At 65.3% G+C, this 22,824-nt stretch carries 12 protein-coding genes; 6 read left to right on the top strand and 6 right to left on the bottom strand.

Features of this window, described 5'->3' with window-relative positions:
* Window positions 1-149: 149 nt before the first annotated feature.
* Both JFN93_RS13880 and JFN93_RS13875 read right to left on the bottom strand, forming a co-directional pair.
* Window positions 150-1,847 carry an adenosylcobalamin-dependent ribonucleoside-diphosphate reductase gene (locus JFN93_RS13880; RefSeq protein ID WP_199384691.1) on the bottom strand — a complete coding sequence of 566 codons (1,698 nt, stop codon included), beginning with the start codon at window positions 1,845-1,847 and terminating at the stop codon, window positions 150-152.
* 308 nt (window positions 1,848-2,155) lie between these two features.
* On the bottom strand, window positions 2,156-5,401 hold the full coding sequence (locus JFN93_RS13875) for a cache domain-containing protein (protein ID WP_199384690.1): 3,246 nt from the start codon (window positions 5,399-5,401) through the stop codon (window positions 2,156-2,158).
* Between the two features lie 492 nt (window positions 5,402-5,893).
* On the opposite strand from JFN93_RS13875, the gene JFN93_RS13870 reads away from it, so the two are divergent.
* Both JFN93_RS13870 and JFN93_RS13865 read left to right on the top strand, forming a co-directional pair.
* Window positions 5,894-7,546, top strand: coding sequence for a methyl-accepting chemotaxis protein (locus JFN93_RS13870; RefSeq protein ID WP_199384689.1), 1,653 nt, complete (start codon window positions 5,894-5,896; stop codon window positions 7,544-7,546).
* Between the two features lie 314 nt (window positions 7,547-7,860).
* On the top strand, window positions 7,861-9,504 hold the full coding sequence (locus JFN93_RS13865) for a methyl-accepting chemotaxis protein (protein WP_199384688.1): 1,644 nt from the start codon (window positions 7,861-7,863) through the stop codon (window positions 9,502-9,504).
* Window positions 9,505-9,657: 153 nt separating this feature from the next.
* Here JFN93_RS13865 and JFN93_RS13860 read toward each other — a convergent pair whose 3' ends face one another.
* Together JFN93_RS13860 and JFN93_RS13855 are read right to left on the bottom strand one after the other, a co-directional pair.
* Window positions 9,658-11,445: a GAF domain-containing protein gene (locus tag JFN93_RS13860; RefSeq protein ID WP_199384687.1), complete on the bottom strand. Its 1,788-nt coding sequence runs from the start codon at window positions 11,443-11,445 to the stop codon at window positions 9,658-9,660.
* Window positions 11,442-13,421 (bottom strand): response regulator, encoded by a 1,980-nt coding sequence (locus tag JFN93_RS13855; RefSeq protein WP_199384686.1) that lies wholly within the window; start codon window positions 13,419-13,421, stop codon window positions 11,442-11,444. Before JFN93_RS13855 ends, JFN93_RS13860 begins: the two co-directional genes overlap by 4 nt.
* 431 nt (window positions 13,422-13,852) lie before the next feature.
* Here JFN93_RS13855 and JFN93_RS25585 point away from each other — a divergent pair, with 431 nt between their 5' ends.
* The 4 genes from JFN93_RS25585 to JFN93_RS13835 all read left to right on the top strand — a co-directional run bounded on the left by JFN93_RS25585 (window position 13,853) and on the right by JFN93_RS13835 (window position 18,203).
* Window positions 13,853-14,323 carry an Rdx family protein gene (locus tag JFN93_RS25585; RefSeq protein WP_236021713.1) on the top strand — a complete coding sequence of 157 codons (471 nt, stop codon included), beginning with the start codon at window positions 13,853-13,855 and terminating at the stop codon, window positions 14,321-14,323.
* Window positions 14,324-14,337: 14 nt separating this feature from the next.
* Window positions 14,338-14,631, top strand: coding sequence for a hypothetical protein (locus JFN93_RS13845; protein WP_199384685.1), 294 nt, complete (start codon window positions 14,338-14,340; stop codon window positions 14,629-14,631).
* Window positions 14,632-14,688: 57 nt separating this feature from the next.
* Window positions 14,689-16,380 (top strand): FAD-dependent oxidoreductase, encoded by a 1,692-nt coding sequence (locus tag JFN93_RS13840; protein WP_199384684.1) that lies wholly within the window; start codon window positions 14,689-14,691, stop codon window positions 16,378-16,380.
* Between the two features lie 512 nt (window positions 16,381-16,892).
* Entirely contained in the window at window positions 16,893-18,203 is a 1,311-nt protein-coding gene (locus tag JFN93_RS13835) for a PDC sensor domain-containing protein (protein ID WP_199384683.1), read from the top strand.
* A 138-nt stretch (window positions 18,204-18,341) separates the two neighbouring features.
* On the opposite strand, the gene JFN93_RS13830 is transcribed toward JFN93_RS13835, so the two are convergent.
* Together JFN93_RS13830 and JFN93_RS13825 are read right to left on the bottom strand one after the other, a co-directional pair.
* On the bottom strand, window positions 18,342-19,634 hold the full coding sequence (locus JFN93_RS13830; protein WP_199384682.1) for a TolC family protein: 1,293 nt from the start codon (window positions 19,632-19,634) through the stop codon (window positions 18,342-18,344).
* Window positions 19,627-22,815, bottom strand: a complete 3,189-nt coding sequence (locus JFN93_RS13825; RefSeq protein WP_199384681.1) for an efflux RND transporter permease subunit — start codon at window positions 22,813-22,815, stop codon at window positions 19,627-19,629. Before JFN93_RS13825 ends, JFN93_RS13830 begins: the two co-directional genes overlap by 8 nt.
* Between the last annotated feature and the right edge of the window lie 9 nt (window positions 22,816-22,824).

Raw genomic sequence — 22,824 nt, 5'->3', positions numbered from 1 at the left:
CTTTGTTTGTCATGAGTTCTGATTTCATATTACGCCCGGCGCAGAAATTGTGTCAATAAATAAAAGGGTTAAAAAATAAGGGAGATAGTATTAATTCAAAGGCATACCATAACAAATTAAAGTTTAAGTCATCCGACTATTATTAAGGTTCAGTCGATATCCTCGAAACGGAGCAAGGTCCCCTTCTTGGCGCCGTACCGGAACACGGTCACCCCCTTCACCCCTTTTTCATACGCGAGCAGGTAGGTCCGCGCCACGTCCGCCTCGGTCGCGCTTTCCGGCAGGTTGACCGTCTTGGAGACCGCATTGTCGGTGTATTCCTGGAACGCCGCCTGCATCTCCAGGTGCCCCTCGACCGGGATCTCCAGTGCCGTCTGGAACAGGCGCACCGCATCCGGGGGGACCCCCGGAATGCCGGCGAGCGTCCCCCGCCGCAGGACCTGCGCCATCAGCCGCTCGCTGTAGAACCCGCCCTTTCGGGCGCTGTCGAGGAAGTGCCGGTTGATCTCGGTGAATTCCATCTCGAGCACGCGCCGCTGGTAGGCCAGCGAGAAGAGCGGCTCGATGCCGCTGCTGCAGTCGGCGATGGTGGCCAGGGTCCCGGTCGGGGCGATGGTGGTGGTCGTGGCGTTGCGTACCCGCGGCATCCCCTCGGCGTCGTAGATCGACCCGATGAAATTGGGGAAGACTCCCCGTTTCTCGGCGAGCCCGACCGATGCCGCCCGGGCCCGGTCCCTGACGAACCGCATCGTCTGGCGCGCCAGGGCAAAGGAGCGGGGATCGTTATAGGGGAGGCCGAGCAGGATCAGGAGGTCCGCCCACCCCATCACGCCGAGGCCGATCTTGCGGTTCCCCTTGTGCATCGCCTCGATGGCGGGGAGTGGGTAGTGGTTGGCGTCGATGGTGTCGTCGAGGAAGCGGACCGCAGTGGCGACATCCCGCCCCAGCGCGGCCCAGTCGAGCCCGGGAGGGAGCGCATAGCGGGAGAGGTTGAGCGAGCCGAGCACGCACGCCTCGTAGGGGAGCAGCGGCTGTTCGCCGCAGGGGTTGGTGCTTTCGAAGCTGCCGAGCAGCGGGGTCGGGTTGGCGCGGTTGATCCGGTCGATGAAGATGAGCCCCGGGTCGCCGGTCGACCAGGCGCTGGCCACGATCTCGGCAAAGACCTCGGCCGCAGCTATGCTGCCGACGGTCTTGTGAGAGCGTGGGTTGACCAGGGGGTAATCCCCCCCGGTCCGGAGCGCTTCCATGAAGGCGTCGGTCACCGCCACGGAGATGTTGAAGTTGGCCAGTTCCACCGCGTCGCGCTTGACCCGGATGAACTCGAGGATGTCGGGGTGGTCCACCCGGAGGATCCCCATGTTGGCGCCGCGCCGGGCCCCCCCCTGCTTGATCACGTCGGTGGCCGTGTTGTAGATCTTCATGAAGGAGACCGGGCCGCTGGCGATTCCTCCGGTGGAGCGGACCGGGTCCGCCTTGGGGCGGAGCTGCGAAAAAGAAAAGCCGGTCCCGCCGCCGCTTTGCAGGATCAGCGCCGCGTTTTTCAGGGTGTCGAAGATGCTCTGCATCGAGTCCTCCACCGGGAGGACGAAACAGGCAGCGAGCTGCCCTTCTGCCTTGCCGGCGTTCATGATCGCCGGGGAGTTGGGGAGAAACTTCAGCGAGCCGAGCAGTTCGTGAAAGCGCCGTTCCCAGAGCGGGACCTCCCCGCCGTAGGCGGCTTCCGTGGCGGCGACCACCCGGGCCAGGCGGGCGAACATCTGCTCCGGCGTCTCGATGACCCGGCCCTCTTCGTCGCGCAGCAGGTAGCGCGCTTCGAGCACTTTCAACGCGTTTTGGGATAGTTCCATGGGTCCAGTATGCGCTTTGCTCCGGCTCGGTTCAAGGTGCCGCCGATGCCCGGAGGACCCTGCCCCCTGGCGGGTAAAGCGACCTTTTTCCTGGTACTGTGGGAGCGCCTTTCCAGGCGCGAACCGCCGAAGGGGGTAACCGCTCTAACGAATCGCGCCCGGAAAGGCGCTCCCACCGCGTAAGTCGGCTGCCTCGCTGGTTCAAAGAGATCCGAGCCCGACAGAAATGTTGCTCCTACCAGGAAAACCACACAAAAAAGGCGGCCGAAAACGGCCGCCTTTCCTTACTGCCAACTGCACTTCGGCGCTCAGTACTTCTCGAACTCGTCCTCCACCGAATAGGCCTCGGTCCGCATGTCGATGTCGTGGCCGATCACCCGGCGCGGTGCCGCCGGCTGCTTTGCCGCTTTCTTGCGCGGGGCCGGCTGGGCCGGGACACGTTTCGGGGGGGCGAAGCTGGCCCCGATGTTGAAGAAACCGACCGTATCCTGCAGCTGGCTCGCCTGGCTGGAGAGCTCTTCCGCGGTCGACGACATCTCTTCCGCCGCCGAGGCGTTTTGCTGGATGACCGTGTCCAGTTGCTGGATCGCCTTGTTGATCTGTTCCGCCCCGGTGTCCTGCTCGCGGCAGGCCGCGCTGATCTCCTGGACCAGCTCCGCGGTCTTCTGGATGTTGGGCACCAGCTTGTTCAGCATCTCGCCCGCCTGCTCGGCGACCTCAACGCTGGTCGAGGAGAGGCTGGAGATTTCCGCGGCCGCCTTCTGGCTCCGCTCGGCGAGCTTGCGCACTTCGCTTGCCACCACCGCGAACCCCTTGCCGTGCTCGCCGGCGCGGGCCGCCTCGATGGCCGCGTTCAGCGCGAGCAGGTTGGTCTGGCGGGAGATCTCCTCGATGATCGAGATCTTGCTGGCGATGTCCTTCATCGCGGTGACGGTATGGGCGACCGCTTTGCCCCCCTCGGCCGCTTCGACCGCCGACTTGGAGGCGATCTTCTCGGTTTCGATGGCGTTGTCGGCGTTTTGCCGGATGTTGGAGGACATCTCTTCCATCGAGGAGGATGCTTCTTCTGCCGCCGCCGCCTGCTCGCTCGCCCCCTGGGACATGGTCTCCGAGCTGGCGGAGAGTTCCTGGCTCCCACCGGCGACGTTGTCGGCGGCCGTCTTCACCTCGGCTACCACCTCGCGCAGTTTCTCCACCATGGCATGCAGGGCGATCATCAGCTCGTCGCCTGCGGAGCGCTCCTTGATGGAGACGGTGAGATCCCCCTGCGCCACCTGCTGGGCCGCCTGGGCGATCTTGCGGCTCGCGTCGACCGAGCTGTTGACCGCGGCGGCAATGGTGTCGAAGGTCTCCTTCACCTCCCGGGTGTCGTCATCGCCCGGGGCGGTCGCCAAGGTGAAGTCCACCTCCCCTTTGGCGAGCTTGTCCAGCCCGCCGACCAGCTTCTTCGTTTCGGCATCCTGGTAATCGGCGATTTTCTGCGCCTTGCGGGCCGCCTGCTTGATGGCGGTGAGGTCGGTGACCACTTCGAAGGCACCGAGCACCTTGCCGCTGTCGTCCTTGATCGGTACGCCGGTGTAGGCGATGTCGAGATCCAGGCCGGCCTGCGGATGGGCATCGGTTTCGTGGGTCGCTTCCTGGGCGGTGGTCATGGCGCGGTAGCAGGCGCAGTTATCGGTCTTGCAGTCGGCGGTCTTGAAGTGGTCGTAGCATTTGCTCCCGACCACCTGGGCCGGCGTCTTGCCCCCCACCTTGGCCCCGAGGTCGTTCATGTAGGTGACGGTGAAGTCGCGGTCGATGATCATCGCCGGGCTCGGCATCTTGTCCAGCAGGCTGACCAGACGGTCGATGGTATTGTTGACCCCCTGCACGATCTCCCGGTAGGCCCCCTGGTGCTGTTCGGCGTCGGCCCGCACGGTGAGCCGCCCTTCCATGGCGGCAACCGAGAGCGCGGCGGCGTCCGCATTGAGCGTCCCCACCACCTTGATGCAGGTGTTGAGCGCCGAGGCGATCGACCCGAAGGTATCGCTGGTCGCCTGGGTGTCGGCATCGGCCGGGTCGGTGGCGATGGAGAAGTCGACCTCCCCCTTGGCCAGCTTGCCCAGCCCGTCCACCAGCTTGCGGGTCTCGTTCTCCTGGTAGTCGGCGACCTTTTGCGCCACCCGCGCCGCCCGTTTCAGTGCCGTCTGGTCCGAGACCACCTCGAAGGCGCCGATCACCACGCCGTCGTCGTTACGCAGCGGAATGGCACCGTAGGAGATGTCGAGATCGACCCCCGGGGCGGGATGGGCGTCGGTCTCGCTGTTGCTCGGGAAGCCGCTTTGCATCGCCCGGCCGCAGGCGCAGTTTTCCGTTTTGCAGTCGCTGGTCCTGAAGTGGTCGTAGCATTTCATCCCGATTACCTGGGCCGGGGTCCGGCCGCCGACCTTGGCACCGAGTTCGTTCATGTAGGTGACGGTGAAGTCGCGGTCGATGAGCATCGCGGGGGTCGGCATGTTGTCCACCAGCCCGACCAGCCGATCCATCAGGCGGTTCACCCCCTCGATGGAGCTGCGGAACTGCCCCTGGTGGCGGGAGGCGTCGGCGCGCTGGGAGAGCTTCCCTTCGATCCCCGCCTTGGTGAGGAGGTCCACCTCGTTGATCACCGCCTTAACCGCCTCCGCGGTGCGGTTCAGGTTTTTCAAGAGGACGTTCTTGTCGGAGCAGTGCGTGGTGTCGATGTCCAGGTCCCCCGCGGCCATCTTCTCCGAGGTCTGGGCGATGCGGGTGAAGTTCGCCACCATTTCGCGGAAGGAGTCGGCGAGCTTGCCGGTCTCGTCCCGGCTGGTGGAGACGATCTGGACCGAGACGCTCCCCTGGGCCAGCTCGTCGGCCGCCTCGATCAGATGCCCGATATTGCGGCCGATCCGGGAGGCGATGAGGTAGGCCAGGCCCAAGACCAGGACTACGATCACCAGGGTCGCGAGTGCCATGGTCAGCCGGAGGGCGCTGATGGCCTGCTGCATGTCGTCCAGGTACATCCCCGTACCGATCACCCATCCCCAGGTAGCCGCCTTCACGTAGGATGTCTTCGCGACCGGCTGCGTCGACCCGGGCTTGTGCCATACATAACGCAGGCTCCCCTCCCCCCGGGTCTTGGCGATGTTTCCGAATTCCACGAAGATCGCCTTGCCTTCCGGGTCCTTCATGGCCGCTGGATCCTTCCCCTCCAGCTCCGGGTTGGTCGGGTGCATCAGCAGGTTACCCTTCAGATCGTTGATCCAGAAGTATCCCTTGTCGCCGTAGCGCAGCGCTCTGATCCGGGCCTGGGCGCGTTTCTGCGCTTCCGGGACGGAAAATTCACCCTTCTGGGCCCGTTGCTCGTATTCGGCAATCAAGGCGACGGGAAGGTCGACCATCGACTTCAGGGCCGCTTCGCGTTCTGCATACACCTTGTGTTGGAAGTTGGGGAGCAGGTAGAGGAAGTTCACTACGGTGATCAGGACTACGGCGATCAGCGACACGGCCATCACTTTCCAGGCGATGCTCCAATCTCTAAAGCGTGCGATGTTCATGTTCCTCTCCTTGGTTACCTGGGACGAATAGCTTCTCGGGCACGGCGGGCCGGGAAGCACCATTAACGGGACCCTCCGGGGCCCGGGCGGGATCGGGACCGGAAGGCTGCAGCCGGTAAGAAATATGCGGCAGTTACGTGACAACTATTCGGAATGGTCTGCGGCTAACTTGAGAAGATTGTGCGCATACGCCCCAATATCATGAAAAAGAACCTACCGGAGAGAGGGGGGAGGCTGAACCGGAGTTGCCGGTACACATAGACGAAGCGGAGGACTGGCAGAGGGACGTGTCCGGTACTCACAGGGAAAACCGGCTCCAGGGGTAAATCGCCTGCCATTTGCATTACCTGGAGAGCCGTTTACTATGTTAGAGGACGTAAAGGAGAGTTTGCCACAACCGGTGACTGTTACCAGCCGGGCCAGTAAGAAAAGCATCATGCTCTATGCCATAAGCGTCGAAGGGGTCAAATACAGTATCGAGGAGCGACTGCCATGTTCGGAAGGAACCTGACAATCGGCAAGCGACTGTCCGCAGTATTCGCCCTGATCATCCTGGTCATGGCCCTGGTGGGGATCGTCGGCTTCCAGGGGGTCACCTCCCTGGCCGGCCGGACCGAAAAGGCCCTGGTGCAGGACGCCCGCATCGCGGACGATCTGGGCGACGTCCGTGCCGTCGCCCTCGACCTGCGCCGCTACGAGAAGAACATCTTCATCCGGATCGGCTCCACCGACGAGCGGGCCAAGAAGGATTACCCGCGCTGGCAGCGCTGCGTGGAGCGCCTGCAAAAGCGGCTGGCCGCCCTGGAGCAGGCGGTGACCACGGAAAAGGACCGCCAGATGCTGGCTCAGATCCGGACCGGGGTCGCCTCGTACGTGGCGGGGTTCCAGGCGGTCCAGGCCCGGATCGGCAGCGGCGAGCTCACCGGGGCCGCGGAGGCCGACGCCGCGCTCGGCAAGGCCCGGGACGCCATGAACGAGGTGAACAAGACCACCGAGGAGGCGGTGGCGCGCTGGCAGAAGACGATGCAGGAGGAGCGGGGCGCCGTGGCCGCGATCGCCCACCGGATCCAGCTCCTGATCGTGCTCTTCTCCATCGGCGCGGTGCTGTTCTCGAGCCTCGCCTGCGCCTTGCTCTCGGCGAGCCTCACCCGCCCGATCGGGACCATGCAGTCGGTGCTCGAGGCCTTGGCGGCGGGAGACCTGACCCGGCGGGTCGAGGTCCGCGGGCGTGACGAGCTTTCCCGCATGGGGGAATCGTTCAACGGCATCGTGGACCGGCTCCAGGAGATCATCGGCAAGCTGGCGCGGGAATCCTACCAGCTCTCTACCGCCGCCAACGAATTCCACATGACCTCGAAGAGCCTCGCGACCGGCACGGAAAGCGTCGCCAGCCAGACCCATTCGGTCGCCACCGCGAGCGAGGAGATGGCGGCCACCTCCGCCGAGATCGCCCAAAGCTGCAGCGCCGTCGTCGACTCGGCGGGCGTTGCCAGCAGCCATGCCGCCTCAGGGGTGGCGGTGGTCGAGGAGACGGTCCAGGAGATGAGCCGGATCGCCCAGCGGGTCAACGCCACCGCCGCCACCGTGGCGACCCTCGGGGAAAGCTCGGACGCGATCGGCGACATCATCGTGACCATCGAGGACATCGCGGACCAGACCAATCTCCTCGCCCTGAACGCGGCGATCGAGGCGGCCCGGGCCGGGGAACAGGGGCGCGGCTTCGCCGTCGTGGCCGATGAGGTGCGTGCCCTCGCCGAGCGGACCACCCTCGCCACCAAGCAGATCGGCACCATGATCAAGAAGATCCAGCAGGAGACCCGGGGGGCGGTGACCTCGATGAAGCAAGGGGTGGCCGAGGTGGAGAAGGGGACTGCCGAGGCGGCGAAATCCGGTGCGGCTCTCAAGGAGATCCTGGCCCAGATCGACCAGGTGACCGGCCAGATCCGCCAGATCTCGGTGGCCGCTGAAGAGCAGACGGCGACCACCAGCGAGATCAGCACCAACATCCAGCAGATCACCGACGTCATGGGGCACACCGTTCGTGACGTGAGGGAATCCTCCAGCGCCGCCGCTCAGGTGGCACAGATGGCGGAGGAGTTGCGCGAGGTGGTTTCCTTCTTCCGGACCGGCAGGGATGCCGGGTAGCAGGCATTTCGGGCCATTTGCTGGATCTCGTGAATGGAGAAAGGCGGTGCCGATGCGCCGCCTTTTTCTATGGCCGGTGCCGCGGACCGGGCGCCTGCTAATTCCTCCCCACGTAACGCTAAAGTTTTTTCTTCGCTGCGCCGATATGTTGCGGATGATCGGCGGTGGTATACCCTTCGCCCGGTCCCGACCAGGTGCGCAAGTTGCCGGCAACGGCGGCGCAGCCGGCTCGGACCGGCAAGTGGGGACCCGGCGGTCGCACACAAAGCAACGTGGCAGAGGCAGGTGCTGTTACGGTTCACGAGGGAGGAAGTATGGGTTGGTGGGCAGATCTGAAGGTGCGTTCCAAAATCATGGTCCTGATCGTTTGCGGCTGCATCGGGATGGCCGTAGTCGCCGGCATGGGGCTGTACGGCATGCGGCATTCCCACGAGTCGCTGGGCGACTTGAAGGAAAACATGCATCACATATCCATGCTGGAGGAGATGAAGGCCGACTTTCTTGCCATGCGGCTGGACCTGGTCTATCTCCTTTCGCTGACCGACAAGGACAAGATCGCGGAACGGATCGCCGACTACAAGAAGAAGACCGAATCGATTCAGGCGGGGATCGAGAAGAACCGCGCCCTGAAGTTCAACGCCAAGGAGAAGGAGCTGGCCGATTCCTTCGCCTCGGGCTTCCAGGCCTACCTGGAAAAGGGGCAGAAGCTTTCCGATATGGCGGTGCAGGCGGCCGAGCAGGGGCGCACCGACCGCAGCGACGTGGTCCAGTACGCCGTCACCGAGGTGGCGCCGCTGTACGCCAAGCCGGCTGCCGCGATCAACGACCTGGTCCAGTACAACCTCAAGGACGCCGACACCCAGTTCACGGCGGACTCAAGCCAGATGCGCAACTTCGCGATCCTCCTGGGGGTCATGCTGGTCCTGGTCACCTTGGGGGCGATCGTCGGCGGGGGCTTCATCGCCGGCTCGATCAACCGCCCGCTCCAGGCGGTGATGGATGCCATGCTGAAAGTTGCCGCCGGCGACTTGACCGTGCGGACCGACATCCGCTCCCGTGACGAGCTGGGGGTCTTGAGCGGCGAGGTGAACCAGATGGCGGAACGGCTCTGCGCCGCGATGCGCTCGGTGACCCAGAACAGCGAGCAGGTGGCCGCCGCCGCGGCCCAGCTCCACGCGACCGCCGCGCAGATCGCGACCGGTGCCGAGGAGGTTGCCGCGCAGACCGGGACCGTCGCCACCGCCAGCGAGGAGATGTCCGCCACCTCCTGCGACATCGCCAACAACTGCCACCACGCCGCCGACGACTCCGGCAACGCCAACAGCGCCGCCAGCGAAGGGGCGCTCGTCGTGGAGAAGACCGTCGCCATCATGGAGCGGATCGCCCAGCGGGTCCAGGGGACCGCAACCACCATCAGCGCCCTCGGCGCGCGCTCCGACCAGATTGGCGAGATCATCGGGACCATCGAAGACATCGCGGACCAGACCAACCTCCTGGCCTTGAACGCGGCCATCGAGGCGGCCCGCGCCGGCGAGCAGGGGCGCGGCTTTGCGGTCGTCGCTGACGAGGTCCGGGCCCTGGCCGAGCGGACCACCCGGGCCACCCGCGAGATAGGAGAGATGATCAAGGCGATCCAGAACGACACCCGGGGCGCGGTCCGTGCCATGGAGGAAGGGGTGCTCGAGGTCGAAAACGGCACCGTCGAGGCGGGAAAATCGGGAGAGGCGCTGCGCCAGATCCTAAGCCAGATCAACAACGTCGCCCTGCAGGTGAGCCAGATCGCCACCGCCGCGGAGGAGCAGACCGCGACCACCACCGAAATCACCAACAACATCAACCAGATCTCCATGGTGGTGCAGCAGACCGCAGCCGGCGCCCAGGAGACCGTTGCCGCCGCCGACCAGCTCTCCCGTCTTTCCGAGCAGCTGCACGGCCTGGTCGGCGAGTTCCGGATCTAGGAACCCTGGTCCGCCGCAGATCCACCCCGTATCCCTGGGGGGCAGAACCAACAGCAAAGGGCCTCATCCCGACGGGTGAGGCCCTTTTTTAAGGTCTGATGGTCGGGCATCCCATCGGGACCACCCCGCAACGCTCCCCCCTGCCCTCCGGCCCTACAGCTCGATGGTGAAGATCGCCCCGTCTGCGGTGTTCGCCGCGGAGATCCTCCCCCCCATGCTGGTCTCGATGATGTTCTTCGACATGTAGAGGCCGACCCCGGTCCCCTGCACCCCCTTGGTGCTGAAGTACGGTTCGAAGACCCGGGGCAGGTGCTCCTCGGGAATCCCACCTGCCGTGTCGGCAATGGTGATCACGCTCCGGCCGTTTTGCTCGGCGGCGACGATGCTGACCGCTCCGGTTTCGATCCCCCGCTCCCGGAAAGCGTCGCGGGAATTCTGCAGGATGTTGAGGAGCACCTGGCAGAACTCGTTGAAGTAGCCGTACACCTGTGGCTCTCCCCGGATCGAGGACCGTAGCGTCACGTTCCTGCTGAAAAATCCGTCGCCGGTGAGCGATATGGTCTTCTCCAGCGCTTCCCGGACCCGGAACAGGCACATCTCCTTGTTGGGTCGGAAGAAGTTGCGGAAATCCTCGATGGTTTGCGACATGTGGTGCACGAGTTTCATCCCCTCGTCGCGGGTCCGCTGCACGAAGTCGCGGTCGAAGCGCCCCGCGTCGTAGAAGAGGAGCAGGTTCTGCAGCCGCATCCCGAGAGCATTGAGCGGCTGGCGCCACTGGTGGGCGATATTGTTGATCATCTCCCCCATGGCCGCCAGCCGGCTCTGCTGCAGGAGCAGCTGGTCCTTCTCGTGCAGCTCCTCCAGGGTCGCCATCCGCTCGGTGAATTCCGCCTCCAGCTGGGCCAGGGTGAGGGCGAGGTCGGCGGTCCGCTCCACCACCCGCGCCTCCAGCTCGTCCCGGGTCTGGCGCAGCTCATCGGCGGACCGCTTGCGCTGGAAGGCCTGGACCACGGCGGTGGAAAGCTGGGTGAGCGACGCCGCAACCTCCTCGTTGTATCCCCCTTCCCGGTCGCCGACCGCGATGATCCCGATCTGCTTTCCTTCGCAGAGCAGGGGAACCCCGAGAAAGGAGGCGAGCGGCGGGTGATCCTGGGGAATCCCGCTGACTTCCGGGGCGGTGCGGCTGTTGGTGAAGCGGGGGGTGCCGTCGCGAAGGACGCTGCCGCAGAGCCCCGGCACGGCGGCTGCGCCCGGATCCGAGCTTTCCGCTGCGGGGTGCGCCGCGGCGTCCCAGCCCGGGGTGCTGATCCCGATGGTGTGGAGCATGCCTTCGGGGCCGAGCCCGCCGATGAACCCGAACCCGCTTTCGGTCACCTCCTCCGCCACCGTCAGGCAGACCTGCCCCAGCTCCTCCTCGGTATCGCAACTGAGGGCCGCGCTGAAGATCCGCCCGAACCCCTCCAGGACCCTGTTCTGGCGCCGGATCTTTTCCTCGTCCCGTTTGCGTTCGGTGATGTTCTCGATCAAGAAGCTGAAGCGCGGGGTCCCCTGGGGGCCGGTCCCGATGTGGGAGGCGGTGCCCCGGAACCATGCCATACCCTGGGGGCGCAAGAGTTGGTATTCGACGTGGACCGGTGCCCCCTCGCGCAGGCAGCGCCGGTAGGCCTCCACCCAGATCCGCTGCAGTTCGGCGGGGTTGCCCAGCTCGGTGCAGGTGAGCCCGGTCAAAAGCTCGGGGCGGGTGGCGATGAATTCGGCAACCGCCCGGTTCGCCGAGACGACCACCGGACGGTCCCCCTCCAGTTCGGCGATCCCCATCATGAAAGGCGAGCTGTCGAAGAACCCCTGCAGCGCCGCCTGGTTTTCCCGCAACGCCTCCGCTAACCGGGGGTCATCCTCCTCCGGCGCGGGCACGGCGGGGGCGCCGGGACCTGGGCTCATGCACACGCCTCCAGCCCCGAGCCGGCCGAGACCCCGTCCGGCTCGGCGAGGCGCTCCATGAGGTCCTCGACGTCGGAGAGCTTGTAGGGCTTGGGCATCACCGCCCAAAAGCCGTACTCCTTGAAATCCGACATCACCGGGTCGTCGAAGTAACCACTGGAAACCACCAGGCGCGCCTGCGGATCGAGGGCGAGGATTTCCCGCGCCGCTTCCTTGCCTCCCATGCCACCCGGTATGGTGAGATCCATCAGCACGGTCAAAAACGGTGCCCCGGCGAGCTTCGCCTCCCGGTACAGCTCGACCGCCTGCTCCCCGCAGGTACAGGTGGTGACCTGGTACCCCAGCGATTCCAGCATTTTTCCGGCCACCTTCCGCACGATCTTCTCGTCGTCCATGATCAAAACCGGTGCGCCGGTCGGCGCGGCGGGAAGCGGGCGGGGTGCGGGGGCCGGCTGGGGCACCGGTCCCGAGGCGCCGGCCGGAAGATGGCAGACGACGGCGGTCCCCTTCCCCACCCAGGAGCGGGCGCCGATGTGCCCGCCATGGTTGACCACGATGGAGTAGGCCGAGGAGAGACCGAGCCCGGGACAACCCGGCTTGGTGCTGAAATACGGGTCGAAGATCTTGTCCAGCACCTCCTGCGGGATGCCGCACCCCGCGTCGCTGAAGGTGATCCGGACGTAGTGGCCGGGGGAGACTCCGATCAGGTTGTCCGCACCGAGGTGGACCCCGGTCGCCTCGACGGTGACGGTCCCTCCCGCCGGCATCGCCTGGGCGGCATTGGTGAGGATGTTGGCAAAGGCCTGCTGCACCAGCCGGTCGTCCACCTCCAGGCCGATGTTGTCGCCCGCCTTGACGACGGCGCCGATTCCCGAGCCGCTCAGGGCGGAAGTCACCGACTCCTCCAGGAGGTTGCGCAGCAGCACCCGCTTCTTCACCGGTTTGCCGCCTCGGGCGAAGGCGAGCAGCTGGCGGGCCAGCTGTGCGGCGCGCTGGGAAGCCTCTTCGGCGTCGAAGAGGGGGCTGCGGATCGGATGGTGGGGGGGCGCCAGGGCCTGGGCGCAGGATATGTTCCCCAGGATGCCGGTGAGGACGTTGTTGAAATCGTGGGCGATTCCGCCGGCCAGGACGCTCAGCGACTCGAGCTTCTGGGCCCGGACCGTCTCGTCCAAAAGCTTCTTGCGGCTGCTGATGTCGGTGAAGACAACGCTCGTCCCCCGGAAGGAGCCGTCGGGATCGAAGGCCGGGGCGGCGCTCACCAGGCAGGGGATCGACTCCCCCTGCCGGCGGCGCACCGCGCACTCGTAAAAGGCGGCGACCGCGTGCTCGGCCGGTTGCGCCGGTCGGGGCCCGGTCATTTCCACCAGCCGTGCCAGCCCCTCGGGGAGGGAGTCGAAAAGGGCTTCCAGATGCCTCCCCAGGACCTCCGTCTCCGACCGGCCGGTAAGCTCGGCAAAGCGCCGGTTGACGCATTCGACGTTGCCGGCCACATCGGTGGTGAGGATGACCGCGGGGCTCTGCTCGATCCCCCGCCAAAGCTTCCGGATCTGCTCGTTTTGCCGGGTTACCTGGCGCTCCAGGTGCAGCCGCTCCAGCCATTCCGCGATTCCCTGGAAAACGGAGTCGTAGTTGAGCGGCTTGAGCAGGTACTGGCGGATACCCAGCCGGATCGCCTCCAAAAGGTGGGTGGTGTCGCTGTTACCGGAGATGATGGCGATATGGGTGTTGGGGAATTCGGCCAGGATCCGGCGGGACATGCTGATGCCGTCCAGAACCGGCATGCAGATGTCGGCAAGGACGATCTCCGGGGCATGCTCGCGACAAAGCTGCCACCCGGCGTTGCCGTCGGCGGCCTGGAGAATGGTGAGCTCCGGGAATCTGAGGGCGAGCGCGTCGGCGAGGAGGGAGCGCTCTCCGTCGTCGTCTTCGACGACCAAAAGGGAAAGGGATGAATCGTTTGCGACAGTTGCCGTCATGTCACCCTCCGGAAGTCTCGATCGTAAAACCAGAAAGCGCGTTTGCTGCCGCGGAGCTCGTACCGCCGCTCCGGGAGGTTGGGACTGCTTTCGACTTCATGCCCGGGGCAGGTGCGCCGGGAATGGTCCTGAGCCGCCCGTCTTGTGGGGAAAACTGGGTGCGGCGTAACCGGCACTATTAGCACAACCGATACCGGGAGCACAATAGAAATATCAGGTTTTTATAATGTGACCCGTCTAGGTATACGGCCGGATTTGGCGCCGGTTCCCCGCCCCGGCCGCCGGCGCGGCTACTATATTTTGACATTCATATTTTTGAATGTTATGCTGGTCCCTGCCCTTGCGGCCTAATGAGGTTCCCGCCGGCGCATTTTCAAGCTCAGAAAGGAAATTCCATGAAAGCACGCATCGTCTATTGCCCCACCTGAAGCATGGTGTCGATTGCGGCCGGTCTGGCCCGCTCGATCCAGCAGACCGGTTGGGACGTGGTGGTCGAATTCGACAAGGAGGCCCCGCTCGGGGAATTCGCCGTCTTTGTCGACCACGAGCTGATCTTCTCGCGGCTCGAAAGGCGACGTCTCCCAACCCCGGACGACATCCTCCCCGTGATCCGGGAACGGCTCTTCGGCCCGGACGTAAAACGAGAGGGGCGCGATGGAGTCTTTAGCAGACTGAGGGACGCCGCCCTGGAGCAGAGCCTTACCGGTGAATTCCCATCCTGGCTTTTGGCGGACATCCTCGCCGTTGCCGACGATCCGCAGCGCCATGCCGCGCAAACCGACCTGGTGGAGCGGCTCATCGCGGAGATCGCCGACTACGATCCCTACGCCGGTGCCGGCTGCTTTGGGACCTCGGTCAGCGCGGCCCAGATCCAGGCGACTCTGCGCGAGATCGTCGGCTAAGGCACGGAGGGCTCATGGACTGCGAACTGCTCGAATGTTGCCAGTTTTTCGACGATCACATGAAGGATTTGCCCAAATCGGCCGAGTTCATCAAGAACCGGCTCTGCCACGGCGACTTTCAATCTTGCAGCAGGTACCGGATTTACAAGAAGTTCGGCCGCGACGACATCCCTCCCTTTCTCTACCTAAGCGACGCGAAGCAGGCGCAAAAGGCGGCGCGCTGCCTGCGCGAGCGGCACCGGCAGGAGGGTGCGGACCAAGCCGATGGCGCGCCCGACCCGGAAAAAGGCGGAGATCCCAAGAACTGACAGCCGCGGGGCGTGTTGCCGGAGCCGGCGTACGCCCCGCACCGAAAAGGAGGCGACATGAAGATGCGGATTGTGGTCATCGGTGCCAATGCCGCGGGCGCCAAGGCGGCCTCGAAGGCAAAACGCCTCAACGCGCAGGCGGAGATCACGATGATCGACCGGGGCCGTTTCATTTCCTACGGGGCATGCGGCATCCCCTACTTCGTCTCCGACGCGGTGGGAGGGGTGAAGGAGCTGATGAGCACCATGGCCGGTGTCGTCCGGGACCATGGTTTTTTCCAGAAGGTCAAGGGGGTCGCGGTCCTTACCGGGACCGAAGTGATCCGGATCGACCGGGGCGCCAAGCGCCTCGGGCTGCGCAACCTTGCCAGCGGCGAGCTCTCCGAGCTCCCCTACGACAAGCTGATCCTCGCCACGGGGAGCACGCCGCTGGTGCCGCGGCTGGAGAACGTCGACCTCCCCGGAATCCTGACCGTCAAGAAGATCGAGGATGCCGAGCTCCTCAAGGAGCGGGCGGTGCCGGGAGGGGCGGCCTGCATCGTGGGGGGCGGCCTGATCGGGCTGGAAACGGCGGAAGCCCTGCGGCAACGCGGGATGCGGGTGACCCTGGTCGAGATGCGGGATCAGCTTTTGCCGGGGGTGCTCGATCCAGAGGTGGCGAACCTGGTGCAAAAGCAGCTCCGTCAGCAGGGGGTGGAGGTGCGGACCGGTACGGCGGTGACCGGGTTTGCCGGCGCGCAGCGGGTCGAACGGGTCGTCATGGGGCCCCGCGAGCTTCCGGCCGACCTGGTGGTATTGGCGCCGGGGGTGACGCCGAACGTGGCGCTCGCGTGCGAGGCCGGCATCGGGATCGGACCGACCGGCGCGGTGGCGGTCGACGCCAGGCTTTGCACCAATGATCCCGACGTCTTTGCCTGCGGCGACTGCTGCGAGACGACCCACCTGGTGACCGGTCAGAAGGTATACCTTCCGCTGGGGAGCACCGCCAACAAGCAGGGACGGGTGGCCGGGATCAACGCCGCCGGCGGGGCGGCAACCTTCGGCGGTGTCATCGGCACCACCATTGTCAAGGTCTTCAACCTCAACGTCGGCAAGGCCGGCCTCACCGAGGCCGAAGCGCGCCGGGCCGGATTTGACGTCGAGACGGTGCTCTCGCCGGCGCCGGACCGGGCCCATTTCTTTCCCGGAGCCAAACCGATCCTGCTCAAGCTGGTCGCCGAAAAAGGGAGCGGGAGGATCCTGGGGGTGCAGGCCGCCGGCGAAGGGGCGGTCGACAAGCGCCTGGATGCGGCCGCTGTCGCGATCAGCTTCGGTGCCACCGCGGAACAGATGGCCCAGCTGGATCTTGCCTACGCGCCCCCCTACGCCCCGGCCATGGACAATCTCATCGTGGCCGCCGACATCCTCAAGAACAAGCTCGCCGGTGAGGCGCGGGGGATAACCCCGCAGGAGGTGAAACGGAAATTCGAGGAGGAGGAAGACTTCATCCTCCTCGACGTCCGCTCCCCCGCCGAGCATAACGAGGTGGGGATCGTGGGGGCGAAGCTCGTTCCGCTGGGGGCTCTGCGCGACCGGCTCGGGGAGCTCCCGCGCGACAAGGAGATCATCGCCTTCTGCAAGATCAGCCTGCGCGGCTACGAGGCCCAGCGGATCCTCTCCTCTGCCGGTTACGAGAAGGCGAAGTTCCTGGACGGGGGGATTTTGGCCTGGCCTTACGAGTTGCGCGGTCCCTTGGAGGAGAAAAAGTAAGCTACCGCAGGTCGGGCCGGGGGAAACCGAGGCGTTGCGGGCTGGGTGGAGGTGGATATGAAATTCGTGGTGGCGGTTACGGTCCTGGTGTGGTTTGCGGTGGCGGTGATCGCGCTTTTGTGCCGGGTCGGAGTGAAAAACGGCTGTTTTCGGCGGTAAGGGACCGAAAACGGGGGTATTTGCCGGAACATCTGCGCTTCAGGGCAAAACAACAAGAGGGCTTCCCGACGAGGAAGCCCTTTTTATATGGTGAGAAACCACGCACTCTGTGGGAGCGCCCTTCCGGGCGCGATCAGCCGGTGTCTGCGTGGCACCAAAGCTGTCATAGGAAATGGCCTGGATGACAGAGGCGCTGGAGGAGGCCGGCGTCTCGGGGAAAGTAAACAGTCAGAAAAACCGGCCAACCGACAGAGCCTGGCGCCAAATACTTGCGCAGTATCCGTTGTTTATGATGCAGCGAAGGCTATACTCTTAGAGCCGGTAGTCAATCCTGCTGCTATCTGGAGAACGCCGTGGCCAAACAAAGGGGTGGACCGCTGCAGGGAGATGACGTTGCCATAAAGCTCGTCGTCGGGACCATACTGATCAATCTCTTTGTCTATACGATCGCCGGCTACTCACTCCACAACAGCCGGCAGCATTACGAGAGACTCGCGGAGATCACCACCCAGAACATGGCGAAGCTGATGGAGACCAGCCTCGATGGCATCTTCGACAAGATCAACATCGGCCTGAACGCGGTTGCCCGGGAAACGGAAAGGGAGCTTACCCGGGGAACCACCGGGAGCGGGAGCCTCGATCCCTATATCCAGCAGCAGGCCGCCCAGTTCCCGGAGCTCTTCGGCATCATCGTCGCCGATGCGGCGGGAAACCTCCGCTACGGAAAGGACGTCCACCCCGGCGAGCATCTGAACATCGCCGACCGGGACTACTTCCGCCAGCTCCGCGACCACCCGGAGCGACATCACGTCATGTCGGCGCTCCTCCAGGGGCGACGGACCGGGCGCTGGAACATCACCCTCGCCCAGCGCATCAACGATCGCGAAGGGGCGTTTGCCGGAATCGTCTTCGGGGTCTTCGAGATCGGCTATTTCGACACGATCCTGTCCCGGCTGGAAGTCGGCAGGCACGGCGCGATCGGCATCCGCGACCTGGATAACCGCCTGATCGCCCTGCACCCCAAGGGGAAGGAACCGGCCAGCCAGATCGGCTCCAACGTGATCTCCCGGAAAACCAAGGAGATGATCGGTACCCATCCGGTCACCGCGACCTACCACACGGTTTTTGCGCGCGATAACAAGGAGCGGACGGTAACCTTCCGCAGGACGGCCAAGTATCCGTTGTACGTCTTCGCCACGGTCTCCCCTGCCGACTACCTGGCTCCCTTGCGCAAGGAAATCGCCGTCGCGGGGCTCTTTTTGGGGGCCTTTACCCTGATCAGCGCGGTATCGGCACGCTCCATCTACCGAAGCCGCGTCGAGACGATGCTGCACGATGAGACCAAACGCTCCGCCGATGCGATGCAGCGGCAAAACGAGGAACTGGCGGCGGCGCTGGCCCGGGTGAAACGGCTGGAGGGGATCATCTCCATCTGCTCGTTCTGCAAGAAAATGCGCAGCGAGGAGCAGGCGTGGGAACGGCTGGAGACCTACCTGACCGAGCACTCCGACGCCCTGATCAGCCACGGCATCTGCCCCGAATGCGCCGAAAAGCAGTACCAGGAGTACCAGAGGTGGCACGAGAGCCTTTCCGGCCCGGAATTGGACCGCTACGGCACGAAGATCCAGGTCGTCCCGCCCCCCCGGCAGACCGGGGGGGATTGAGAGACGGGGCGTTCAGGGGGAAAAGGAAAAAGGGCCATCGCGCGGAGCGGTGGCCCTTTTTGTTTTTTGAGGGGCAGCCCCCGCAAGATCCGGCGCCGCCTCTTGGGCCGGGAGCGACCGGGGTGCCCCACGGGTGGCTCAGCCGAGCTCCCCGGTCTGGTATGCCACGTTCAGCCGCTTGATCTGGAAGTCGTACTTGGCGCTGGCAAAGGCGATCTGGGCGGTGGTGAGGTTCAGTTGGGACTGGCTGAGTTCCACGATGGAGCTCAACCCCAGGTTGTACCGGCTCAGGGCAAGATCGAAGGCGATCTGGGCCTGCTTCAGGATCTTTTCGCTCAGGGCGACCCTATCGTAGGCGGTCTTTTCGTCCAGCCAAGCGAGCCGGACGTCCCGGGCGAGTTTGATCGCCTCCTCGTCGAGGTGCTGCTGCGACGCCTGGGCCTCCAGGCGCGCCTTTTCCTCCCGGGCCTTGAAGAGCCCGCCGTTGAAGATGGGGACGTTCAGGTTGAATCCGATCGCGCCGTAGCGGTCCTGGACCTGCGATTGCCCGAAGGGGACCACCCCGGCGGCGCCGGCGATCCCCAGCGTCGGGTACTTGAGGGCATGTTCCGCGTCTACGAACTTTTCGTCCGCCGCCACCTCCAGCCGCAGGCGCTTCAACTCGGGACGGTGCTCCAGGGCCCGGCGGATGAGCGCGTCGGTCTGGTCGGTCGAGGGGGGGGGCATCGGCTCCTCGGCGAGGGTGAAGGCGGTGTCGCCGGGAAGTCCGAGGACCGCGGCGAGCTGGGCCTGGGCCGCCTTGAACCCGTTCTCCGCCTGCACCAGGAGCACGTTGGCGTCTCCCAGGTTCACGTTGGCGAAGCTCACGTCCAGGTCGGTCTTCAGCTTGTTCTCCGCCAGGGCGGTGACCTGGTCCACCAGGTACTGGCGGGCGGCCACGGTCTTTCGGGCCACCCGGAGTACGGCCTGGGCCCGGAGCACGTCGAAATAGGCCTGCCCGGCCACCAGAAGGACGTCGGCCCGGGTCTGTTCTGCCGAGGCCTTCTGGGCGTCGGCGCGCAGTTTCGCCATGTCGATGAGCTCACGGGTCCGCCCGAAGTCGGTAACCAGCTGGTTCACCGAGAGCCCGGCGGCCACGCGGTCGTAGAGGACCGGGTTGTTGAGCCCGCCGGCGGCGAGACGGCTCCCGGAGTCGGCCAGGACGCCGGTCACGTTCCCCTGGACGGTGGGGAGGTAGGCGGCCCGGTACTCGGTCGGGACCTGCAGTGCGGCGGCCACGTTCAAAAGCGCGGCGCTCAGGACCGGGTTGTTCTGCAGCGCCATCTCCTTGGTTTTGGCGAGGTTCAGGGAGAGTTTCGGCTCGGCCCTAAGGGGCGTGGTATGCAAAAGGGGGAGCAGCGCTGCCGCCAGCACTATGAAGCGTTTAAGCATGTTGGGAAACCTCCGGCTCCGGCGCCGCAACGGTTGCGGTGCGCGGGCGGTGAATGACCAGGTAGGCGACCGGGACCAAAAAGACGGTGAGCGCGACCGAGGCGGTCAGCCCCCCGAGGATGGCGCGGGCCAGCGGCGCGTAGGCCTCGCTCCCCGCCCCCAGTTTCAGGGCCATCGGCAAAAGCCCGATGATGGTCGCCAGCGAGGTCATCAGGACCGGCCGGAGCCGGACCCGGCAGGCGACCACCACCGCCTCGCCGAGTTCGGTCCCCTGCTCGCGCAGGTGCCGGATGAACTCGACGATCAGGATCGAGTTGGAGACGGCGATCCCCACCAGCATGACCACCCCCATGAGCGACATGACGTTCAGGGTGGTCCCGCTCAAAAGCAGGGTGGCGATGACCCCGGTAACGGCGGGTGGGACCGCGATCAGGATGATGAACGGGTCGACGAACGAGCGGAACTGCGCCACCAGGATGAGGTAGACCAAAAGCAGCGCCAGCGCGAGGCCCCCGGCAAAGCTCTGGAACGAGGCCCGCATCCCCTGCACGCTGCCGCGCAAAGCCACGTTCAGCCCGTGGGGGATCCTGGTCTGGGCGATGATCCCGTCGATGGCGCCGGCGACCCGGCCCAGGTCCTCGTGCTGGGTCCGGACGTAGATGTCGATGGTGCGGCGCAGCTGGTAGTGGTCCACCTCGGTGGGGGAGGTGGTCCGGGTGAGGGAGCTGATCATGTCGAGCCGGGTCGACTCGGCGCTCCCGGGGGCCTTGAGCGGAATGGCCGAGAGGTCGGCGATCGACTTGATCTCGTTTTCCGGGTACTGCACCGTGAGCATGTAGTCGTTGCCGGTCTTGGGGTCCATCCAGAAGCTCGGGCTGATCATGGAGTTGGAGGTGAGCGCGGTGATGACGTTATCCACCACCTCCCGCTGGTTCAGACCGAGCTGGCTCGCCCGGGTCCGGTCCACGTCCATCCTGAGGGCGGGATAGTCGAGGTCCTGCGGGACGTAGACGTCGGCTACGTTGGGGAGCTGCCGGATCTTGGCGGCGAGCTGCTGTGCGGTCTTGAAGGCGTCGGCCTGGTTGGAGCCGGCCACCTGCACGTCGATCGGCGCGGGCATCCCCATGTTCAGCACCGCGTCGGTGAGGCTCCCCGACTGGAAGTAGCTCGTGAGTTCGGGGAGCTCGGTCCCGATCTTCTTCTTGATCCGGTCCATGTACTCGAAACTGCTGGTCTTGTGTTCCGGTTTCAGGCTCACCTGCACGAAGGCGGTGTGGACCGTGGAGTTGGGGGTGTAGATCGCGGAGAAGTCGGCGGCGGCCCCGATGTTGGAGACGATCATCCCCAGCTCTTCGGGGGCGACCTCCTTGCGGATCAGCGCCTCCACCTTGGCGACCTCCTCCTCGGTCAGGGTGAGCCGGGTGCCGGAGGGGGCCTTGAGGTTGATCACGAACTGGCCGGCGTCGGTGCGGGGGAAAAAGGAGAGCCCCATCAGCGGGAAGAGCGCCAGGGAGAGGGCGAACAGCGCGGCGAAGCCCCCCAGCACGGCCCAGGGACGGCGCAGGGCGACCCCCACCATCCGGTCGTACCCCTTGAGGAAGCTCTCGAACCGGTCGTTGAACCAGATGTTGAACCGCTCGCCCCAGGTTTCGTGCTGTTCCTTCACCTCCACCATGACCGGGATCTCGGTAGAGGGGGTGCCGTGGTGGGAGGGGGCCTTGATGAAGCGGGCGCAGAAAAGCGGCACCACGGTGAGCGCCACCACGTAGGAGGCGACCAGGGCGAGGACGACGGCGAGCGCCAGGGCCGAGAAGAGGAACTTGCTCACCCCGTAGAGGAAGGTGACCGGGAAGAAGACCACCGCGGTGGTGAGCGTCGCGGCGAGGACCGGCAGGGCCACCTCCCGGCCGCCGTTTTCCGCGGCCTCTTCCGGGCTCTCACCCTCCTCCAGGTGCCGGTAGATGTTCTCCAGCACGACGACCGAGTTGTCGATCAGCCGGGAAAAGACCAGCGCGAGCCCGCCGAGCACCATGGAGTTGATGGAGCCTCCCCCCATCTGCAGGGCGATGAAGGTGGCCAGGGCGGACAGCGGAATGGAGAAGAAGACCGCCACGGTGGCGCGCATGCTCCCCAGAAAGACCAGGATCATCACCGAGGTGAGGATGAGGCCGAGGGTCCCCTCGTGGATCAGGGTTTCGATGGCGGTCTTCACGAACTCCGACTGGTCGAAGACTACCTTGCTGACCAGGTTTCTGGGGACGTCGAAGAGGCGGGTGAGCGCCGACTTGATCCCGTCGACCACGGCGATGGTGTTGGTGTCCCCCCCCTGCTTCATGACCGGGAGGTAGACCGAGCGCTGCCCGTCCACCCGGACCACGTTGGTCTGGATCTGGTGGCCGTCCTCCACCCGGGCGACGTCGCCGACCCGCACCGGCGCCTGCCCGACCATCTTGATCGGGAGGTTCTGGATCTGGTCCATGGTGTCGAGCTGGCTGTTCGCGTAGATGTTGTAATCGAGCGGGCCGATCTGGGCGTCACCCGAGGGGAGGATCAGGTTGGACTCGTTGATGGAGCGGACCACGTCCATCGGGCTTAGCTGGTGGGCCTCGAGCTGGTGCGGGTCGGTGTAGACCATGATCTGCCGGTACTTGCCGCCAAACGGCGGCGGGACGCTCGCACCGGGGACCCCGGCGATCTGGTTACGCACCTGGAACTGGGCCAGGTCGCGCAGCGCGGTCTCGTTGAGCCCCTCCCCCTTGAGGGTGACCAGGCAGACCGGGAGGCTGGAGGCGTCGAACTTCAGCACGACCGGGGGGAGGGTCCCCGGCGGGAGGCGGCGCAGCTGCGCCATGGCGAGGTTCGAGATCGAGGTGACCGCCGAGTCCGGGTTCGATCCGGGCTGGAAGTAGACCTTGATGACGCTGACGCCGGCCAGCGAGCGGGACTCGATGTGCTCCACCCCGCTCGCCAGGGTGAAGAAGCGCTCGAAGCTGCTGGTGATGTCGGTTTCGATCTGCTCCGGCGCCATGCCGGAGTAGAAGGTGGCCACCACGACCACCGGGATGTTCATGGAGGGGAACATGTCCACCGGCATCCGGTTGAGGCTGTTCGCCCCCACCACGAGCACGATGAGACAGACGACGACGATGAAATAGGGATTACGGATCGCGAAGCGGGACATGGTCGGTAA

Origin of the sequence: Geomesophilobacter sediminis (assembly GCF_016458275.1) — a bacterium.
GTDB lineage: Bacteria > Desulfobacterota > Desulfuromonadia > Geobacterales > Geobacteraceae > Geomesophilobacter > Geomesophilobacter sediminis.
Note: the sequence above shows the minus strand (reverse complement) of the source record. Positions and strands in the feature narration are given on the sequence as shown.